Below are 16,736 nucleotides of genomic sequence, written 5' to 3' on the forward strand. Positions count from 1 at the left end.
ACCGTTCATGAAGACCGCATCGAAGCCCCCCGCAGCGTTCCCTCCGGCCGCCGTCGGCGCGCCGGAGGTGTCGCGGTCGGCCGGGCGCCGGCCCGGGGGACCGTGGCGCAGGCGCCTGGCCGACCAGACCCGGGCCTACGCCTTCCTGATCGGCGGAGTGCTCTGCTTCGCGCTGTTCTCCTGGTACCCGGCGATCCGCGCGGTCGTGATCGCCTTCCAGAAGTACACGCCGGGCAGCGGCGGCGAGTGGGTCGGCACCGCCAACTTCACCCGGGTCTTCCACGACCCGGAGTTCACCGCCGCCTGGCGCAACACCCTCACCTTCACCCTCCTCGCCCTGCTCATCGGCTTCGCCGTCCCCTTCGTGATGGCCCTGGTCCTCAACGAACTGCGCCACGCGAAGGCATTCTTCCGCGTCGTGGTCTATCTGCCGGTGATGATCCCGCCGGTGGTCAGCGCCCTGTTGTGGAAGTGGTTCTACGATCCCGGAGCGGGCCTCGCCAACGAGACGCTGCGCTTTCTGCACCTGCCGACCTCGAACTGGTCCAACGGCGCCGACACCGCCCTCGTCTCGCTGGTGATCGTCGCCACCTGGGCCAACCTCGGCGGCACCGTCCTCATCTACCTCGCCGCGCTCCAGAGCATCCCCGGCGAATTGTACGAGGCGGCCGAGCTGGACGGCGCGAGCATCCTGCAGCGCATCCGGCACGTGACGATCCCGCAGACCCGCTTCATCATCCTGATGCTGATGCTGCTGCAGATCATCGCCACCATGCAGGTCTTCACGGAACCGTTCGTGATCACCGGCGGCGGTCCGGAGGACAAGACCGTCACGGTGCTCTACCTGATCTACAAGTACGCCTTCCTCTACAACGACTTCGGTGGAGCCTGCGCGTTGAGCGTCATGCTGCTCGTCCTGCTCAGTGCCTTCTCCGCGGTGTACCTGAGGCTGACCCGCTCGGAAGGGGACGACGCATGAGCACCCGCACCCTGGTCTCCCCGCTCGCCCTGGCGCGTCCGCGCGGCAAGGCCGTCTACTGGACGGTCTTCAGCGGTGTCGTCCTGCTCTTCGCGGTGGCCTTCCTCTTCCCCGTCTACTGGATGGTGACCGGCGCCATGAAGTCGCCGGACGAGGTGACGCGCACACCGCCGACCCTCGTACCGCACGGACTGCACCTGAGCGGCTACACCGACGCGTGGGACCTGATGGACCTGCCCACGCACCTGTGGAACACGGTCGTCCAGGCGGCGGGCGCCTGGCTCCTCCAGCTCGTCTTCTGCACCGCCGCCGCGTACGCCCTGTCCAAGCTGAAGCCCGCCTTCGGCAAGGTGGTCCTCGGCGGCATCCTCGCCACCCTGATGGTCCCCGCACAGGCCCTGGTGGTCCCGAAGTACCTGACGGTCGCGGACCTGCCCCTCCTGCACACGAGTCTGCTGAACTCACCGCTCGGCATCTGGCTGCCGGCCGTCGCGAACGCCTTCAACCTGTATCTCCTCAAACGGTTCTTCGACCAGATCCCGCGCGACGTCCTGGAGGCCGCCGAGATCGACGGCGCCGGGAGACTGCGCACCCTGTGGTCGATCGTGCTGCCGATGTCCCGGCCCGTCCTCGGAGTCGTGTCGATCTTCGCCCTGGTCGCCGTCTGGCAGGACTTCCTGTGGCCGCTGATGGTGTTCTCCGACACCGACAAGCAGCCCATCAGCGTGGCTCTCGTCCAGCTGTCGCAGAACATCCAACTGACCGTGCTCATCGCCGCGATGGTGATCGCGAGCATCCCCATGGTCGTGATGTTCCTGGTGTTCCAGCGGCACATCATCGCCGGGATCAGCGCGGGCAGCACCAAGGGCTGACGCCTGTACGTGACCTCCTCGAACGAAAGGCAACGCACCGTGGGACAGCCCCGCCCTGCCCGAAATCAGTCCGCGTGGTGGCGTTCCGCCGTCATCTACCAGGTGTACGTCCGCAGCTTCGCGGACGGCGACGGCGACGGCACCGGCGACCTCGCGGGCGTCCGCGCCAGACTGCCCTACCTCGCCGAACTCGGTGTGGACGCCCTGTGGTTCAACCCCTGGTACCGCTCACCCATGGCGGACGGCGGCTACGACGTCGCAGACTACCGTTCCATCGATCCGGCCTTCGGGACGCTCGCCGAGGCGGAGAAGCTCATCGCCGAGGCCCGGGAACTGGGCATCCGCACCCTCGTCGACATCGTGCCGAACCACGTGTCCGACCAGCATCCCTGGTTCCAGGCGGCCCTGGCGGGCGGCCCGGAGCGCGAGCTGTTCCACTTCCGCCCCGGACGCGGAGAGCACGGCGAACTCCCGCCCAACGACTGGCCGTCCCAGTTCGCCGGCTCCTCCGAACCGGTGTGGACGCGGCTGCCCGACGGCGACTGGTACCTCCATCTCTTCACCCCCGAGCAGCCCGACCTCAACTGGGGGCACCCGGCCGTCCGCCAGGAGCACGAGGAGATCCTGCGCTTCTGGTTCGAGCGGGGCGTGGCCGGCGTCCGCATCGACTCGGCCGCCCTGCTCGCCAAGGACCCCGACCTGCCCGACTACGTCGAGGGCCGCGACCCGAACCCGTACGTCGACCGAGACGAACTCCATGACATCTACCGCTCGTGGCGTTCGGTCGCCGACGCCTACGACGGCATCTTCGTCGGCGAGGTCTGGCTCCCCGACTCCGAGCGCTTCGCCCGCTATCTGCGCCCCGACGAGCTGCACACCGCCTTCAACTTCTCCTTCCTGTCCTGCCCCTGGGACGCCGGGCGGCTGCGCACCTCCATCGACGAGACCCTCGCCGAGCACGCGCCCGTCGGGGCGCCCGCCACCTGGGTGCTGTGCAACCACGATGTGACGCGCACGGTCACCCGTTACGGGCGCACGGACACCGGCTTCGACTTCACGGCCAAGGCATTCGGGACCCCCACCGACCTCGCCCTCGGCACCCGCCGGGCCCGCGCCGCCGCCCTGCTCTCGCTCGCCCTGCCCGGTTCCGTCTACGTCTACCAGGGCGAGGAACTCGGCCTGCCCGAGGTCGAACTGCCCCTCGACAGCATCCAGGACCCGATGCACTTCCGCTCCGGCGGCACCGACCCGGGCCGGGACGGCTGCCGGGTCCCGCTGCCCTGGGACGCCGAGGCCCCGTACGCCGGATTCGGCGGTGACCCCTGGCTGCCCCAGCCCGCCGGCTGGCCCGACTACGCCGCCGACCGCCAGTCCGAGGACCCGGCCTCGATGCTGAGCCTCTACCGGGCCGCGCTTCGCGTCCGCCGCACCGAACCGGGGTTCGGCGACGGCCCGCTCAGCTGGCTGCCCGCCGACGAGGGCGTCCTCGCCTTCGCCCGCACGGACGGTCTGCTCTGCGTGGTCAACCTGGCCGCCGGCCCGGTCGGACTTCCTGAACACTCCGCGTTCCTGCTCGGCAGCGGTCCGTTGGACGCCGACGGACTCCTCCCGCCGGACACGGCGGTGTGGCTGCGCGCCTGAGACCGCCGAATCGCACACCGCTGTCCGCGCCCCCACCCCGAAGTGATCAGCACATGCACAACAGGACAACCGTCAGGCGCATGCCACCGGCATGCGCCGCGTCCGCCGCCCTCGCCGCGGGCATGCCCGGCACCACCACGGCCCACGCCGCGGGCATGCCCGGCACCACCACGGCCCACGCCGCGGTGGCCGCGGCGGGCGCGAGCCACCCCCTCACCTCGGCCGAGTCCGCCACCACCACCGGCACGAAGATCGGCCCCGACCACACACAGGGCACGCTCGCCTCGGAGGCATCCGGGCGGTACACCGGCCAGCGCTGCCCGCGGAACGACGTCACCACCAACACCGCATGGCCCGTGACCCAGTTCAGTGAAGGGGAGGCATATCCCTCCTCGTGACCGCCTCCCCGCGCTTCGCCGCCTGGATCTGCTCGTAGACCTGGGTCCGCAACTCGGCGAAGCGCGGGGCCACCCGGGTGTGCAGCTGGTCGCGCTCCTCGGGCAGGTCGATCCTCAGCTGCTCCCGCACGACGGTGGGGGAGGCCGAGAGGACCAGGACCCGCTCGCCCAGATAGACCGCCTCGTCGATGTCGTGGGTGACGAACAGGATGGTCATGCCGCGCCGTCGCCACAGTCTGCGGACCAGGTCCTCCAGGTCCGCGCGGGTCTGCGCGTCGACCGCCGCGAACGGCTCGTCCATCAGCAGGACCTCGGGCTCGTACGCCAGCGCCCGCGCGATCGCGACCCGCTGCTGCATGCCGCCGGACAGCTGCCACGGATAGGCCCCCGCCGCTTCGGACAGACCGACCGACTCCAGTGCGTCGGCGACCAGTTCGTGCCGCCGGAGTCTGCCCAGCTTCTTCTGCTTCAGCGGAAGTTCGACGTTCTCGCCGACCCGCATCCAGGGGAAGAGGCTGCGCCCGTACTCCTGGAACACGAACGCCATGCCGGGCGGCGGCCCGTTCACCGGACGCCCGGCGAGCCGCACCTCGCCCGCGGTCGGTGCGAGCAGCCCGCCCACGCACTTGAGCAACGTGGTCTTGCCGCAGCCCGACGGGCCCACCAGGCAGACGAGTTCACCCGCGTCCACCGTGAAGGTGAGGTCGCGGACCGCCTCCACGCGGCGCCCCGACCCCTCGTAGACCTTCCGCAGGCCGGTGACGACCAAAGACGCGTGCATGGACCGCCCTCTCACGAGCGTCACGGGGACCGCCGGGAGGAGTCCCGGAAGCCGTGGTACCAGCCGAGCACCCGGCGCTCCACGAACTGGAAGGCGACCGAGAGGAGAAGGCCGAGCAGGCCGAGGACGATGATCCCGGTCCACATGTCGGGGATCGCGAAGCCGCGCTGGAACTGCACGATGGTGAAGCCGAGGCCGTTGCTCGCCGCGAACATCTCGCTGATGACCATCAGGATGATCCCGACGGACAGGGCCTGGCGCAGGCCGGCGAAGATCTGCGGGCTCGCCGCCCGCAGGACCACGTGCCGCAGCCGGGCGGCGCCCGTGACGCCGTACGAACGCGCCGTCTCGGCCATCACGGAGTCGACGGCCCGCACCCCCTCGACCGTGTTGAGCAGGACCGGCCAGAGGCAGCCGCTCGCGATCACGACGATCTTCATCGTGTCGCCGATGCCCGCGAACAGCATGATGACCGGCACGAGGACGGGCGGCGGCACCGCGCGCAGGAATTCCAGGACCGGCTCGCAGAACGCCCGCACCCGCCGGTACGAGCCGATGACCACGCCGAGGAGGATCCCCGCGACGGCCGCCACCGCGTAGCCGCCGAGCAGCCGCAGCACACTGGGCACCAGGTCGGCACGGAGCCGGTCGCCCGTCCAGACGTCGGGGAATGTCCTGAGGATCGTGCGCAGCGGCGGCCAGTAGACGTCGGTGCTGCCGTCCGACGCGAGCCACCAGCCGACGACCAGCAGCACGGGGAGCGCCACGACGAACAGCACCCGCGTCAGGAGGGAACTCCAGACGTTCGGCCTCGTGCGGCCGGACGGGACTCCCGTCACACCGCCACCTCCCCGCGCACCGACTGGTGCCAGGCCAGCGCCCGTCGCTCCACCGCGCGGGCACCCACGTTGATCAGCAGCCCGAGCAGGCCGGTGACCACCACCAGCGCGTACAGGTCCGGGACGGCCTGCGAGGACTGGGCGACCGCGATCCGCGCGCCCAGCCCCGGTGCCCCGATGACGAGTTCGGCGGTCACGGCGAGGATGAGGGCGACCGCGGCGGCCAGCCTGACACCCGTCATGACGTAGGGGAGCGCGGTGGGCCACAGGACGTGCCGGGTGCGCGCCCAGGGGCCGAGGCCGTACGAGCGTGCCGTCTCCTCCGCGACCGGGTCGACGTCGCGGACGCCGTACAGGACCTGGACGAGGACCTGCCAGAAGGAGGCGTACACGACGAGGAGGAGGACGGAGCGCAGCTCGGTGCCGTACAGCAGGACGGCGAGGGGGATCAGCGCGACGGAGGGGATCGGGCGCAGGAACTCGATCGTGGAGGCCGTGGCCTCGCGCAGATACGGCACGACCGAGACGATCAGCCCCACGACCACGCCCGCGACGACCGCGGTCGCGAGGCCCAGCGCCCAGCCGGTGAGGGTGTCGCCGAGGGCCGCCCAGAAGGCGCCGTCGGTGGCCTCCTGCCCGAGCGCGTCGGCGATGCGGCTGGTCGGCGGGAAGTAGACCGCTTTGACGAGGCCGAGCCGCGGCGCCAGCTCGCCCAGGGCGAGGAAGGCCGCGAGCCCGGCCGTACCGAGTGCCGCGTTCGTACCCCTCACGGCAGCAGTGCGTCGAGATCGGGGGCCGACTTGAAGAGCCCGTCCTGTTCGCCCAGTTTCTCCAGCGCCTCGATCGACGCGCGGTCCGGCTCGGCCGGCCACTTCGGCAGGGTGACCTTCGCGAGGACCGCCGCGGGGATCTTCGTGTACGAGGTGACGACGGAGCGGACCTCGTCCGGGTGGGCGTCGGCGTAGGCGAGGGACTCGGCGGTCGCCTCCTGGAACCTCTTCACCACATCGGGGTGCTTCTGCTCGTACTGGGTGGACGTGAAGTACATCGCCACGGTGAGGTCCTTGGCGACGTCGACCAGGGACGACGCGATCTCCGTGCCGCCCTGGCTCCTGACGGTGGCGAGCGCGGGCTCGACGACCATCGCCGCGTCGATCTGACCGCTGTCCAGGGCGGCGGGCATCTGGTCGAAGGCCAGCTCGACGAACTTCACCTTCGAGGGGTCGCCGCCCGCCTTGCGCACCGACTCGCGTACCGCGGTCTCGTTGATGTTCTTCAGCGTGTTGACGGCGACCTTCTTCCCCTCCAGATCCTTCGCCGACGTGAGGGCGCTGCCCTTCTTCACCGTGATGGCACCGAAGTCCTTGCCTGCCGAGCCTGTTGAGGCGACGCCGTTGGCCACCGCCTTGACGGGCACGTTCTGGCTCCGGGCGATCATCAGCGAGGTCATGTTGGAGAAGCCGAACTGGAACTGGCCGCTGACGACGCCCGGGACGATCGCGGCGCCGCCCTGCGCGGTCGTCATGGAGAGCTTCAGACCGCGTTTGCCGTAGAAGCCCTTCTGCCGGCCCAGGTAGAGCGGCGCGACATCGACGATGGGGATGATCCCGACCTCGACCGTGGTGGTACCGCCGGACGACGTGCCCTTGTCCGACGTTCCGGAGTCGTCGGACGATCCACAGGCCGACGCGGCGACCAGGAAGGTTCCGACCGCGAGACCGGCGAGCAGACGACGCATGGCTCCTCCTGTGCAGACGACAGTGTTCCGACAGGCTGTGCGCACACCGCACAGTGGTGCTCAGCGGACGGTAGAACTCCCGTACGACGCGGTCAATGGCCGTGGCTGACAATATTGTTGACAGTTACCGAAGCGTGCTCCCGGTCGCCCGACCGGGCTGCCTACAGGTCGAGCACGAGCCGCTCCCCCCGGCACCGGGAGACACAGATGAGCATGGTTTCCCCGGCCGCCCGCTCCGCCTCGGTGAGCACCGAGTCCCGGTGGTCCGGGGCCCCTTCGAGGACGTCCGTCTCGCACGTACCGCAGGTGCCCTCGGTGCAGGAGAAGAGCACCTCGACGCCCGCACCTCGCACGGTGTCGAGCACGGAGGCGTCCGCGGGGACGGTCAGCGTGCGGCCGCTGCGCGAGAGGACGACCTCGAACTCGCCGTCACCGCCGCGTCCCTGGGCCTTCGGCCGGAAGCGCTCGACGTGCAGCAGCCCGGAGGGGCACCGCTCCTCCACGGCGTCGAGCAGCGGCCCGGGACCGCAGCAGTAGACCAGCGTGTCCCCGGGGACACCGGAGAGCACGGAGTCGAGGTCCAGCAGCCCGCACTCGTCCTGGGGAGCGATCGTCACCCGGTCCCCGTACCGGCTCAACTCCCCTACGAAGGCCATGGAGTCGCGGGTCCGTCCGCCGTACAGCAGCGTCCACCGCGCGCCGGCCGCCTGCGCCGCGGCGAGCATCGGCAGGATCGGGGTGATACCGATACCGCCCGCGACGAACCGGTACCGGGGAACGGGAGTCAGGACGAAGTGGTTGCGCGGACCGCGGACGCGGATCCTGTCGCCCGCTTCCACCCGCTCGTGCACGTACGAGGACCCACCGCGGCCGTGCGGCTCCCGCAGCACCGCGATCCGCCACGTCCCGCGGTCCGCCGGGTCGCCGCACAGCGAGTACTGCCGCTCCAGCCCGGGTCCGAGCACGACGTCGATGTGGGCGCCCGGCTCCCAGCGGGGAAGGTCCTCGCCGAGGGGGTGGCGCAGCGTGAGGGCGACCACCCCCACGGCCGCGAACTCCCGCCGTGACACGACGAGATCGGCTTCGTGGACGGTCATCCCCGGATTTCCGGGGGCGTGTGTCCCTCGGGGTGGGCGAGCATCCACTCCCACATCTCGACCGGATCCTGGGCGGTGTGCTCGGCGCCGCAGTGGCAGGTGCCGTGCAGGACATCGGTGCCCGGGAGCCAGTCGACGCGGTAGACCTCCCGGGGTGCGAAGCGGGGAGCCGGCGTCACCGGACCCGCTCCGTCGGCTTGTCGCCCTCCTCGGCCAGCCGGGCGAGGATACGGCGGGCCGCGAGACCACCGGTGTCGATGTTGATGCTGAGTTCCTGGTATCCGTCGCGCTCGGTGCCCAGCGTCCGCTGCAGCAGGTTGAGCGCGTCTACGTCCTGCATCACGACCGTGTGGTTGAAGTCCCGCAGGAACGCGGTGACTTCGCCGTCCTCGCGGGCGAAGTCCCGGGAGACCGCCCAGAAGTCGTAGACATGGCCGTCCCGCGAGGGGGTGATCGCGTAGGTGATCTCGGTGTGGAAGGCGCGCGGGTCGCCGCCGTCCGCCTCGGGCAGTACCCCGACCGGTGCGACACGGCTGTGCAGCAGATACAGGCACGGCGCGTGGTACTCGATGTCCTGCCAGCGGGTGATCCGGCCTTCGATCCCGGTCGAACGTGCGTAGAACGGCGGGCACTCGGCGTCGTCCATGTGCCGGCTGACGCGCACGATGCCGGCGCCCTCGTCGACCTCCGTCGTGATCGGCGTCTCGGCGACCTCGGGGGTGCCGATGTATCCGCCGTGCAGATAGGTCTCGTGAGAGAGGTCGAGGAGATTGTCGACGAGCAGCCCGTAGTCGGCGTCGATGGGCTCCATGCCCGAGACCGTGGTCCAGTCCGGAGAGTCCATGTGCTCGGCCCGCGGGACGGTCCGCGGGTCGGCGAGCGCCGGGTCGCCGATCCACACCCAGACGAACGCGTCCTGCTCGAGGACCGGGTACGCGGCGACCCGGGCCGTGCGCGGTACGCGTTTCTGCCCCGGCACGTACACGCAGGTACCCGTGGTGTCGTAGGTGAACCCGTGATAGCCGCACACGATCCGGTCCCCGTCGAGCCGGCTCTCGGAGAGCGGGAACCGGCGGTGCACGCAGCGGTCGGCCAGGGCGACGGCAGCCCCCTCGTCCTCGGTCCGGTAGAGGACGAGCGGTTCACCCAGAACCGTCCGGCCGAGCAACTCGCGCCCCACCTCGTGGGCGAGGGCGGCGACGTACCACTGGTTCCTGGCGAAGGCGGTCGTGTGCGGCATCGCTGCGGCTCCCGTCTGACTGCTGTGGTGGCATCGTCGGGAAGGGGTTCACCGTGCCGCAACGGCTCTTCCGTCCCACGGAAGGGAACGGGGAATCCACCTTGTCGGGGCGGGTGCTCGTCCGCCGGTCATGCCGACGAGCGCCGCGGGGCGGGCCGGCTCCTCGGGAAGCCCTCGATCGCCGGCGGCGCGGCAGCAGGCCCCGCCCAGGGGCCGACACGCGTGAGCCCGGGGCGTCGCATCCGATCCTGATCACGGGCCCGAGCCGCCACCCGCTCCGGGGCGGTTCGCCGACTGCCTCCGCGGGCAACGTCCGTGCGCCGGCGCGAAAGACACCCCGGACGTGGTGCCCGAGAGCGGACGTCGTGCCGATCGCCGGCTCGCGGAGGCCGTCGGCGCGGACCCAGGACCGGCGGACCGGACCCAGGACCGGCGGACCGGACCCAGTACCGGCGGACCGGACCCAGTACCGGCGGACCGGACCCAGTACCGGCGGACCGGACCCAGTACCGGCGGACCGGACCCGCCGGGACCGCGTCCCCGCTCGTCGGCCGCTCCCCGCGGAAGACCGCGAAGGTCGCCTACGGGCCCGGAGCCGACGCACGCCTCCGCCGTCCGACCCCCGGACCAGGCGTGTTCCGATGCTTCCCGGGACGGACCGACGGACGGGTGCGGCACCCTCCGTCCGGCTGGAGGAGCCGGGCGCGTGCGGGAGACAATGGTTCCGAGCCCCGATCGCCGGCGTCGGGACCGCACCGTGGGAGGAACGATGCATTCTGCGGAGCTCTCGGACTTTCTGCGGTCGCGCCGCGCGGCACTGACCCCACAGGACGTGGGGCTGCCGTGGCCGTCCGGCGCGCGGCGTGTCAAGGGACTGCGCCGCGAGGAGCTGGCGCTGCTGGCCGGTGTGAGCGCGGACTACTACACCCGCCTGGAACAGGGCAGAGCCAGGAACGTCTCCGCGCAGGTGCTGTCCGCCGTGGCGGACGCGCTGCGGCTGACCGGGCTCGAGCGGCGGCATCTTTTCTCGATGGCCCAGCCGGGGCTCGTGCCGGACGGACCGGCCCGGCCGCACACGGCGCGGGTGCTCAAGGCGCGGCCGGCCGTGCGGATGATGATGGAGGCCCTGGATCCCACTCCGGTCGTGCTGCACGGCCCCCGGCTTGAGGTGATCGCCTCCAACCGGATGGGCAAGGTCCTCATCGACGATTTCGACGCGATGCCGGCGGCCGAGCGGAACCTGGTGCGGTGGATGTTCCTCAACCCCCGTGCCCGCACGGTGTATCCCGACTGGGCGGAGATCGGTGCCCAGATGGTGGCCGTCCTGCGGGTCGCCGCCGGGGAGGAGCCGGACCCGGCGCTCGCCGGGCTGATCGGCGAGCTGACCGCGCGCAGCGACGATTTCTCCCGGGTGTGGGCCGAGTACGAGGTCTTCCAGCACACGCACGGCAGGAAGCGGTTCCATCACGAGGCGGTCGGCATCATGACCGTCAACTACGAGTCCCTCGCGCTGCCCGACGACCCGGGTCTGTCGCTGCTCGTGTACACGGCGGACAGCGGATCGCCCTCCGAGGAGAAGCTGCGCATCCTGTCCAGCTGGGCCGCGGACCTCCGTGCGGAGGCCCTCACCGGGTGTGCCGACCCGGAGGAAGTGCGGCGGACGTCGTAGGGGCGCCACGGCCGGGGCCGGAGGTGTGCGCCACCGGCCCCGGCCTGGCGGCTCCTCAACCGATGGCCACCTCGTCGTCGACGGACAGGGCGGTCTGCCGCCACTGGCGCAGGATGGCATCGGTGGCGGCCAGCTTCGTCCCGACATCGGCGACCGTGGCGCCGCCCAGCGGGATGCGGACCGGGAGGCTGGTACCGCGGACCGCGTCGATCACGACGGCGGCGGCCCTGGCCGGGTCGCCGGCCTGCGCGTGGTTGGAGTCCTGGGCCCAGTCGCGGGACGCTCCCGAGGTCGCGGAGTAGGCGTCGATGACCTTCTCGGCGCGGACCAGCGACGTGGTGTCGAGGAAGTCGGTCCTCAGCGGGCCCGGCTCGACGGCGCTCACCCTGATGCCCAAGGGCCGCAATTCCAGTGCCATGGCCTCGGTCAGCCCTTCCACCGCGAACTTCGTGGCGCAGTAGACGCCCCAGCCGGCCCAGCCGACGAAGCCACCGACCGAGCTGATGTTGATGATGGTGCCGGCCCGCGACGAGCGCATGGCCGGCAGGACGGCGCGGGTGACGTTCAGCAGGCCGAAGACGTTGGTGTCGAACAGCGCGCGTGCCTCGTCGTCGGAGGTCTCCTCCACCGCTCCCACCAGTCCGCGTCCGGCGTTGTTGACCAGTACGTCGACCCGCCCGAAGTGGGACAGCGCACTGTGCACGGCGGCCTCGGCCCGGGCGGAATCGTCGACGTCGAGCGCGAGTGGCAGCAGCCTGTCGCCGTACCCCGGCAGCGCGTCGTGCACCGCCCGCGGATTTCGGGCGGTCGCCACGACGTTGTCGCCGGCGTCGAGGGCCTGCCGGGCGATGTGCAGCCCGAGGCCGCGGGAAGCGCCGGTGACGAACCAGGTGGTGGACATACGAACTCCAGGAGAGGAAGTGCCTTCGGCACAGGTGGGCGTTCCGGGCGGACGCGGGGGCCCCGCGGACGCGGGGTTCCCTTCGCGATGCGACGCGGGACGGGACGGGGCGGGCACCGGCGCCCGGCGGCCTCCGCGACAGCGTCGGCGGTCCGGACCGGGGCGGGCTGTGCCCTCAGTCAACGCCGCCCGCCGGGCCCGTTCCATACGTTGCCTGGCCCTGCCCAGCCTGGTCCCGGCAGACCCAGGATCGCCGCCGCCTGCCGCCTGCCGCCTGCCGCCCGCTTCCGGGGAAACGGAATGGTGCCATCGGAAGATCCGGTCGAAGCGAACCGCGGGGCCACAGGAAATCAGGCACATGAATATCGACGGGAGAGCCGTATCTTCGTGCGGAATTCCGGCTCCGGGTCCATCGGAATGGAATGCGGAGTAATGGTTGAGGCGACGGCCGGAGTAATTCCGAAAATGGTGTGACTGACGTGGTCACACCGCCGTCACCCTTTTGATGATTCCGTCATCCGGTGCCCTTCCCTAACGTTATGTGGCAGGAACGACGACCCACGAACGGAAGGAAGAGGCGATGGCGGAACGCTTCGTCACCGGGCCGCTCGACACGGACCGGGGGACCGGTACGAGCAGAGCCGACGTGCAGGTCCGACGGGCGGGTACGACCCTGCTCATCACGATCGACCGCCCACGAGCACGCAATTCCGTCAACGCCGAGGTCGCCGCCCTGCTGGCGAGCGCCCTGGACGAACTGGAGGCGGACCCGGAACTCCGGGCCGGCGTGCTGACCGGTGCCGAGGGCGCCTTCAGCGCCGGCATGGACCTGAAGGCGGCCCTGCGGGGCGAGTCCCCGGACATCCCGGGGCGCGGATTCGGCGGTGTCACCGAGGTCGACCGGACGAAGCCGCTGATCGCCGCCGTGGAGGGCTGGGCCATGGGCGGCGGCTTCGAACTGGCCCTCGCGTGCGACCTGATCGTGGCCGCCCAGGACGCGCACTTCGGTCTGCCGGAGGTCAAGCGGGGACTGATCGCCGCCGGCGGGGGAGTGATCCGGCTGCCCCGGCGCGTCCCCTACCACCTCGCGATGGAGCTGCTGCTGACCGGCGAACCGGTGAGCGGTGTCCGGGCCGGTGAGCTGGGTCTGGTCAACCGGGTCGTTCCCGCCGGTCAGGCCGTGCCGGAGGCCCTCCGGCTCGCCGAACGGCTGGCGGCGAACGCCCCCCTGGCGCTGGCCGCCGTGAAGGCGGTCGTCCGCGCCGCGGACGGTGTACCCGAGGCCGCCGCCTTCGCCGCGCAGCGCACGGTGATGAGCGAGCTGATGGCCACGGCCGACGTCCGGGAGGGCATGACCGCCTTCGCCGAGCGCCGCGCCCCGCGGTGGACGGGGAAGTGACATGCGGATGGAAGACGTCCGGCGGCATCCGACCACCCCGCTGACCAGCCCCGCGTATGCGCCCACCGTTCCCCGCTTCACCGACCGTGAATACCTCAACATCGTCTACCGCACCGACCCCGACGCGCTGCGTGCCGTCGTGCCCGAACCTCTTCGGATCGATGACCCGCTGGTCCGCTTCGAGATCATGAAGATGGGCGACGTCAGCGGTTTCGGTCCCTACACCGAGGCCGGACAGGCGATCGAGGTCGTCTTCGAGGGCGAGCGGGGCGAGTACCTGCACGCGATGTACCTGGACAACTTCCCGGCGACGGCGTCCGGGCGCGAGGTCAGCGCGTACCCGAAGGTCGCACCCACGCTGTACGTCGACAACGGGACGCTCGTCGGCACGCTCGAGTACGGAACCCTCCGTGTCGCCACCGCGACCATGGGCTACAAGCACCGGACCCTCGACGAGGCCACGGCCAGGGACCAGATCACGGTGCCGACCTTCATGCTCAAGTCCGTCCCGGGCTACCGCCGTGAACTGCGCGTCCAGGAACTGGTGCGCACCGAGATCACCGACGTGGTGGTCAAGGAGGCGTACGCCGGCCCGGCCCGGCTCCAGCTCTTCGCCCATGTCCTCGCCCCGCTGGCGGACCTGCCCGTCCTGGAGGTCGTCTCGGCCAGCCACATCCTCACCGACCTGACCCTCGCACCCGTCGAGCCGGTCTTCGACTACCTGAAGGAAGGCGCGCGGTGACGCACCCGTTCCGTACCGCCGCCGTGATCGGCGCGGGCACCATCGGACTCTCCTGGACAGCCCTGTTCGCCGCACACGGCCTGGACGTCCACGTCAGCGATCCCCGCCCCGACCTGCCGGAGGCGATCACCGAAGCGCTTGTCGCGTTCGCCCCGCACCTGGCCGCCCAGGGTCTGGCCACCGACGGCCTCGCCCACCGCGTACACGTCGCCGCCGACGTCACCGAAGCCGTCCGGCACGCGGACATCGTCCAGGAGAACGGCCCCGAGCGCGTCGAGTTCAAGAAGGAGCTGTTCGCCCGGCTGGTCCGGGCGACCCCCGGGCACGCGCTGCTGCTCAGCTCGTCGTCGGCGATCCCGGCGACCGCTTTCACCACGGAACTCGAGGACGCCGGCCGCATCCTCATCGGGCACCCCTTCAACCCGCCCCACCTGCTGCCGCTCGTCGAGGTCGTACCCGGCGAACGCACCACCGAGGAAGCCGTGCGGGCGGCCGTCGACTTCTACACCGCCGTCGGCCGCACCCCCGTCGTCGAACGCCAGGAGATCCCCGGGTTCGTCGGCAACCGGCTCCAGAACGCGCTCAGCCGCCAGGCCGTCCACCTCGTCCAGGAGGGCGTGGTGACCCCCGAGGACCTGGACACCATCGTGACCCACTCGCTGGGCGTCCGCTGGGCGACGGTCGGGCCGTTCCTCGGCGCGCACCTGGGCGGTGGCCCCGGCGGCTACCGCCACATCACCGAACACATCGGCTCGACCATGCAGCGGATGCCCCTCGGTGAGCCCTCGCAGGACCCCGAGGACCGCGAGCGGGTGATCCAGGCGGTGGAGAGGGCGTATGGCTCCACGCCGTACGCCGACCTCGCCGACGCCCGCGACCGCGGACAACTCGCCGTCCTGTCCGCCCTGGAGGACATCCGGCGCACCGAGCACCCCGAGGAGAAGTGAGATGACCACAGCCACCACGACCGCCACCACCGTCACCCCCGCCGAAGAGCAGGACGAGCAACTGGCCGCCGACTTCTACCAGTACGAGGCGCTGCTCTCGGACGAGGAGCGCGAGATCCTGCTCAAGGCCCGCGCCTTCCTGCGCAAGGAGATCAAGCCACTGGTGAACGAGTACTGGGGCAAAGGCGAGTTCCCCTTCGAGATGATCGAGAAGTTCCGCGCCAGCGGACTGGCCGCCCTGGCCTACGAGGGTTACGGCGAACACAAGCCGGCCGCCAGCCATCTGCTCGGCGGCATGCTCGCCACCGAGCTGGGCCGTGTCGACGCCTCGACCGCCACCTTCTTCGGCGTCCACAACGGGCTCGGCTTCTACTCGATCTACTACGGCGGCGACCAGGAGCAGCGCGACAGGTTCCTGCCCGCCATGGCCTCGATGGACAAGATCGGCGCCTTCGCCCTGACCGAACCGCTCGGCGGCTCCGACGTCTCCGGCGGCATGCGCACGACCGCCAGGCGCGAGGGCGACGAGTGGATCCTCAACGGCGCCAAGAAGTGGATCGGCAACGCCACCTTCGCCGACTACGTCGTGGTCTTCGCGCGGGACGTCGACGACAGCAAGGTCAAGGCCTTCGTCGTAGAGAAGGGCACCCCGGGCTTCCGGCCGGAGAAGATCGATGGCAAGATCGCGCTGCGGATCGTGCAGAACGCCGAGATCACCCTGACCGACGTCCGCGTGTCCGAGGCCAACCGGCTGCACAACATCAAGGGCTTCCGGGACGTCGCGGAGGTCCTGCGCGTCACCCGCGGCGGAGTCGCCTGGCAGGCGCTGGGTGTCATGATCGGCGCCTATGAACTCGCACTCGACTACGCCAAGGAACGCATAGCCTTCGGCCGTCCGATCGCCAAGTTCCAGATGGTGCAGGACCTGCTGGTCAAGAGCCTGGGCAACATCACCGCCTCCTGGGGCATGCTGGTCCAGCTCGCCCGGCTCCAGGACCAGGGCATCTTCCGCGACGAGCAGTCCGCGTTGGCCAAGGAGTACGTCGCGGCCCGCATGCGTGAATCCGTCGCGTGGTGCCGCGAGATCTTCGGCGGCAACGGCATCGTCCTCGACTACGACGTCGCCCGGTTCTTCTCCGACGCCGAGGCCCTCTACTCGTACGAGGGAACCCACCAGATGCAGACCCTCATCGTGGGCAAGTCCATCACCGGCCTCAGCGCCTTCGTGGGGTGACGGCGATGACCACCGAATCCGTCTTCACCGGTCTGAAGGTGCTCGACGCGGCGAGCTTCATCGCGGCACCGGCAGCGGCCACCATGCTCTCCGACTTCGGAGCGGACGTCATCAAGATCGAGCCGCCGGGCGCGGGCGACCCCCAGCGCATGCTGAGTTCGGTCCCGCCCAGCCCCAGGGCACGGGCCAACTACGGCTGGCACCTCGCCAACCGCAACAAGCGCGGCATGGTGATCGACCTGAAGTCACCGGCGGCTGT

At 70.7% G+C, this 16,736-nt stretch carries 18 protein-coding genes; 10 read left to right on the forward strand and 8 right to left on the reverse strand.

What is annotated here, in order from left to right:
- Positions 1 to 7: 7 nt before the first annotated feature.
- The 4 genes from ACFVTC_RS40935 to ACFVTC_RS40950 all read left to right on the forward strand — a co-directional run bounded on the left by ACFVTC_RS40935 (position 8) and on the right by ACFVTC_RS40950 (position 3,890).
- Positions 8 to 979 (forward strand): carbohydrate ABC transporter permease, encoded by a 972-nt coding sequence (locus ACFVTC_RS40935; protein ID WP_390134674.1) that lies wholly within the window; start codon positions 8 to 10, stop codon positions 977 to 979.
- Positions 976 to 1,851, forward strand: coding sequence for a carbohydrate ABC transporter permease (locus ACFVTC_RS40940; protein WP_390134676.1), 876 nt, complete (start codon positions 976 to 978; stop codon positions 1,849 to 1,851). The genes ACFVTC_RS40935 and ACFVTC_RS40940 overlap by 4 nt, the downstream gene beginning before the upstream one ends.
- Before the next feature lie 39 nt (positions 1,852 to 1,890).
- Complete coding sequence (locus tag ACFVTC_RS40945; RefSeq protein WP_390134678.1) at positions 1,891 to 3,492, forward strand: glycoside hydrolase family 13 protein; 1,602 nt, start codon at positions 1,891 to 1,893, stop codon at positions 3,490 to 3,492.
- A gap of 80 nt (positions 3,493 to 3,572) precedes the next feature.
- Complete coding sequence (locus ACFVTC_RS40950) at positions 3,573 to 3,890, forward strand: hypothetical protein (protein ID WP_390134680.1); 318 nt, start codon at positions 3,573 to 3,575, stop codon at positions 3,888 to 3,890.
- On the opposite strand, the gene ACFVTC_RS40955 is transcribed toward ACFVTC_RS40950, so the two are convergent.
- The 7 genes from ACFVTC_RS40955 to ACFVTC_RS40985 all read right to left on the reverse strand — a co-directional run bounded on the left by ACFVTC_RS40955 (position 3,859) and on the right by ACFVTC_RS40985 (position 9,585).
- Positions 3,859 to 4,671 carry an ABC transporter ATP-binding protein gene (locus tag ACFVTC_RS40955; protein ID WP_390134682.1) on the reverse strand — a complete coding sequence of 271 codons (813 nt, stop codon included), beginning with the start codon at positions 4,669 to 4,671 and terminating at the stop codon, positions 3,859 to 3,861. The genes ACFVTC_RS40950 and ACFVTC_RS40955 overlap by 32 nt on opposite strands.
- 20 nt (positions 4,672 to 4,691) lie before the next feature.
- On the reverse strand, positions 4,692 to 5,510 hold the full coding sequence (locus ACFVTC_RS40960; protein WP_390134684.1) for an ABC transporter permease: 819 nt from the start codon (positions 5,508 to 5,510) through the stop codon (positions 4,692 to 4,694).
- Positions 5,507 to 6,280, reverse strand: a complete 774-nt coding sequence (locus ACFVTC_RS40965; RefSeq protein WP_390134686.1) for an ABC transporter permease — start codon at positions 6,278 to 6,280, stop codon at positions 5,507 to 5,509. The genes ACFVTC_RS40960 and ACFVTC_RS40965 overlap by 4 nt, the downstream gene beginning before the upstream one ends.
- Positions 6,277 to 7,248, reverse strand: a complete 972-nt coding sequence (locus ACFVTC_RS40970) for an ABC transporter substrate-binding protein (RefSeq protein WP_390134688.1) — start codon at positions 7,246 to 7,248, stop codon at positions 6,277 to 6,279. The genes ACFVTC_RS40965 and ACFVTC_RS40970 overlap by 4 nt, the downstream gene beginning before the upstream one ends.
- 161 nt (positions 7,249 to 7,409) lie before the next feature.
- On the reverse strand, positions 7,410 to 8,345 hold the full coding sequence (locus ACFVTC_RS40975) for a PDR/VanB family oxidoreductase (RefSeq protein WP_390134690.1): 936 nt from the start codon (positions 8,343 to 8,345) through the stop codon (positions 7,410 to 7,412).
- Entirely contained in the window at positions 8,342 to 8,524 is a 183-nt protein-coding gene (locus ACFVTC_RS40980) for a hypothetical protein (protein WP_390134692.1), read from the reverse strand. Before ACFVTC_RS40980 ends, ACFVTC_RS40975 begins: the two co-directional genes overlap by 4 nt.
- On the reverse strand, positions 8,521 to 9,585 hold the full coding sequence (locus tag ACFVTC_RS40985; protein WP_390134694.1) for a Rieske 2Fe-2S domain-containing protein: 1,065 nt from the start codon (positions 9,583 to 9,585) through the stop codon (positions 8,521 to 8,523). The genes ACFVTC_RS40980 and ACFVTC_RS40985 overlap by 4 nt, the downstream gene beginning before the upstream one ends.
- Before the next feature lie 769 nt (positions 9,586 to 10,354).
- Between ACFVTC_RS40985 and ACFVTC_RS40990 the strand changes: the two genes are divergently transcribed.
- Complete coding sequence (locus ACFVTC_RS40990) at positions 10,355 to 11,254, forward strand: helix-turn-helix domain-containing protein (RefSeq protein WP_390134696.1); 900 nt, start codon at positions 10,355 to 10,357, stop codon at positions 11,252 to 11,254.
- A gap of 55 nt (positions 11,255 to 11,309) precedes the next feature.
- On the opposite strand, the gene ACFVTC_RS40995 is transcribed toward ACFVTC_RS40990, so the two are convergent.
- Positions 11,310 to 12,155: an SDR family NAD(P)-dependent oxidoreductase gene (locus ACFVTC_RS40995; RefSeq protein ID WP_390134698.1), complete on the reverse strand. Its 846-nt coding sequence runs from the start codon at positions 12,153 to 12,155 to the stop codon at positions 11,310 to 11,312.
- A gap of 580 nt (positions 12,156 to 12,735) precedes the next feature.
- Here ACFVTC_RS40995 and ACFVTC_RS41000 point away from each other — a divergent pair.
- The 5 genes from ACFVTC_RS41000 to ACFVTC_RS41020 all read left to right on the forward strand — a co-directional run.
- Positions 12,736 to 13,554 carry a crotonase/enoyl-CoA hydratase family protein gene (locus tag ACFVTC_RS41000; RefSeq protein ID WP_390134701.1) on the forward strand — a complete coding sequence of 273 codons (819 nt, stop codon included), beginning with the start codon at positions 12,736 to 12,738 and terminating at the stop codon, positions 13,552 to 13,554.
- A gap of 1 nt (position 13,555) precedes the next feature.
- Positions 13,556 to 14,296 carry an acetoacetate decarboxylase gene (locus ACFVTC_RS41005; protein ID WP_390134703.1) on the forward strand — a complete coding sequence of 247 codons (741 nt, stop codon included), beginning with the start codon at positions 13,556 to 13,558 and terminating at the stop codon, positions 14,294 to 14,296.
- A complete protein-coding gene (locus ACFVTC_RS41010; protein WP_390134704.1) occupies positions 14,293 to 15,243 on the forward strand; it encodes a 3-hydroxyacyl-CoA dehydrogenase NAD-binding domain-containing protein in 951 nt (316 codons plus the stop codon). The genes ACFVTC_RS41005 and ACFVTC_RS41010 overlap by 4 nt, the downstream gene beginning before the upstream one ends.
- 1 nt (position 15,244) lies before the next feature.
- Entirely contained in the window at positions 15,245 to 16,477 is a 1,233-nt protein-coding gene (locus ACFVTC_RS41015) for an acyl-CoA dehydrogenase family protein (RefSeq protein ID WP_390134707.1), read from the forward strand.
- 5 nt (positions 16,478 to 16,482) lie between these two features.
- On the forward strand, positions 16,483 to 16,736 hold a 254-nt coding region (locus ACFVTC_RS41020), incomplete at its 3' end, for a CoA transferase (protein ID WP_390134708.1).

The sequence above is a fragment of the Streptomyces sp. NPDC057950 genome (assembly GCF_042887295.1).
In the GTDB taxonomy this organism is placed as follows: domain Bacteria; phylum Actinomycetota; class Actinomycetes; order Streptomycetales; family Streptomycetaceae; genus Streptomyces; species Streptomyces kaempferi.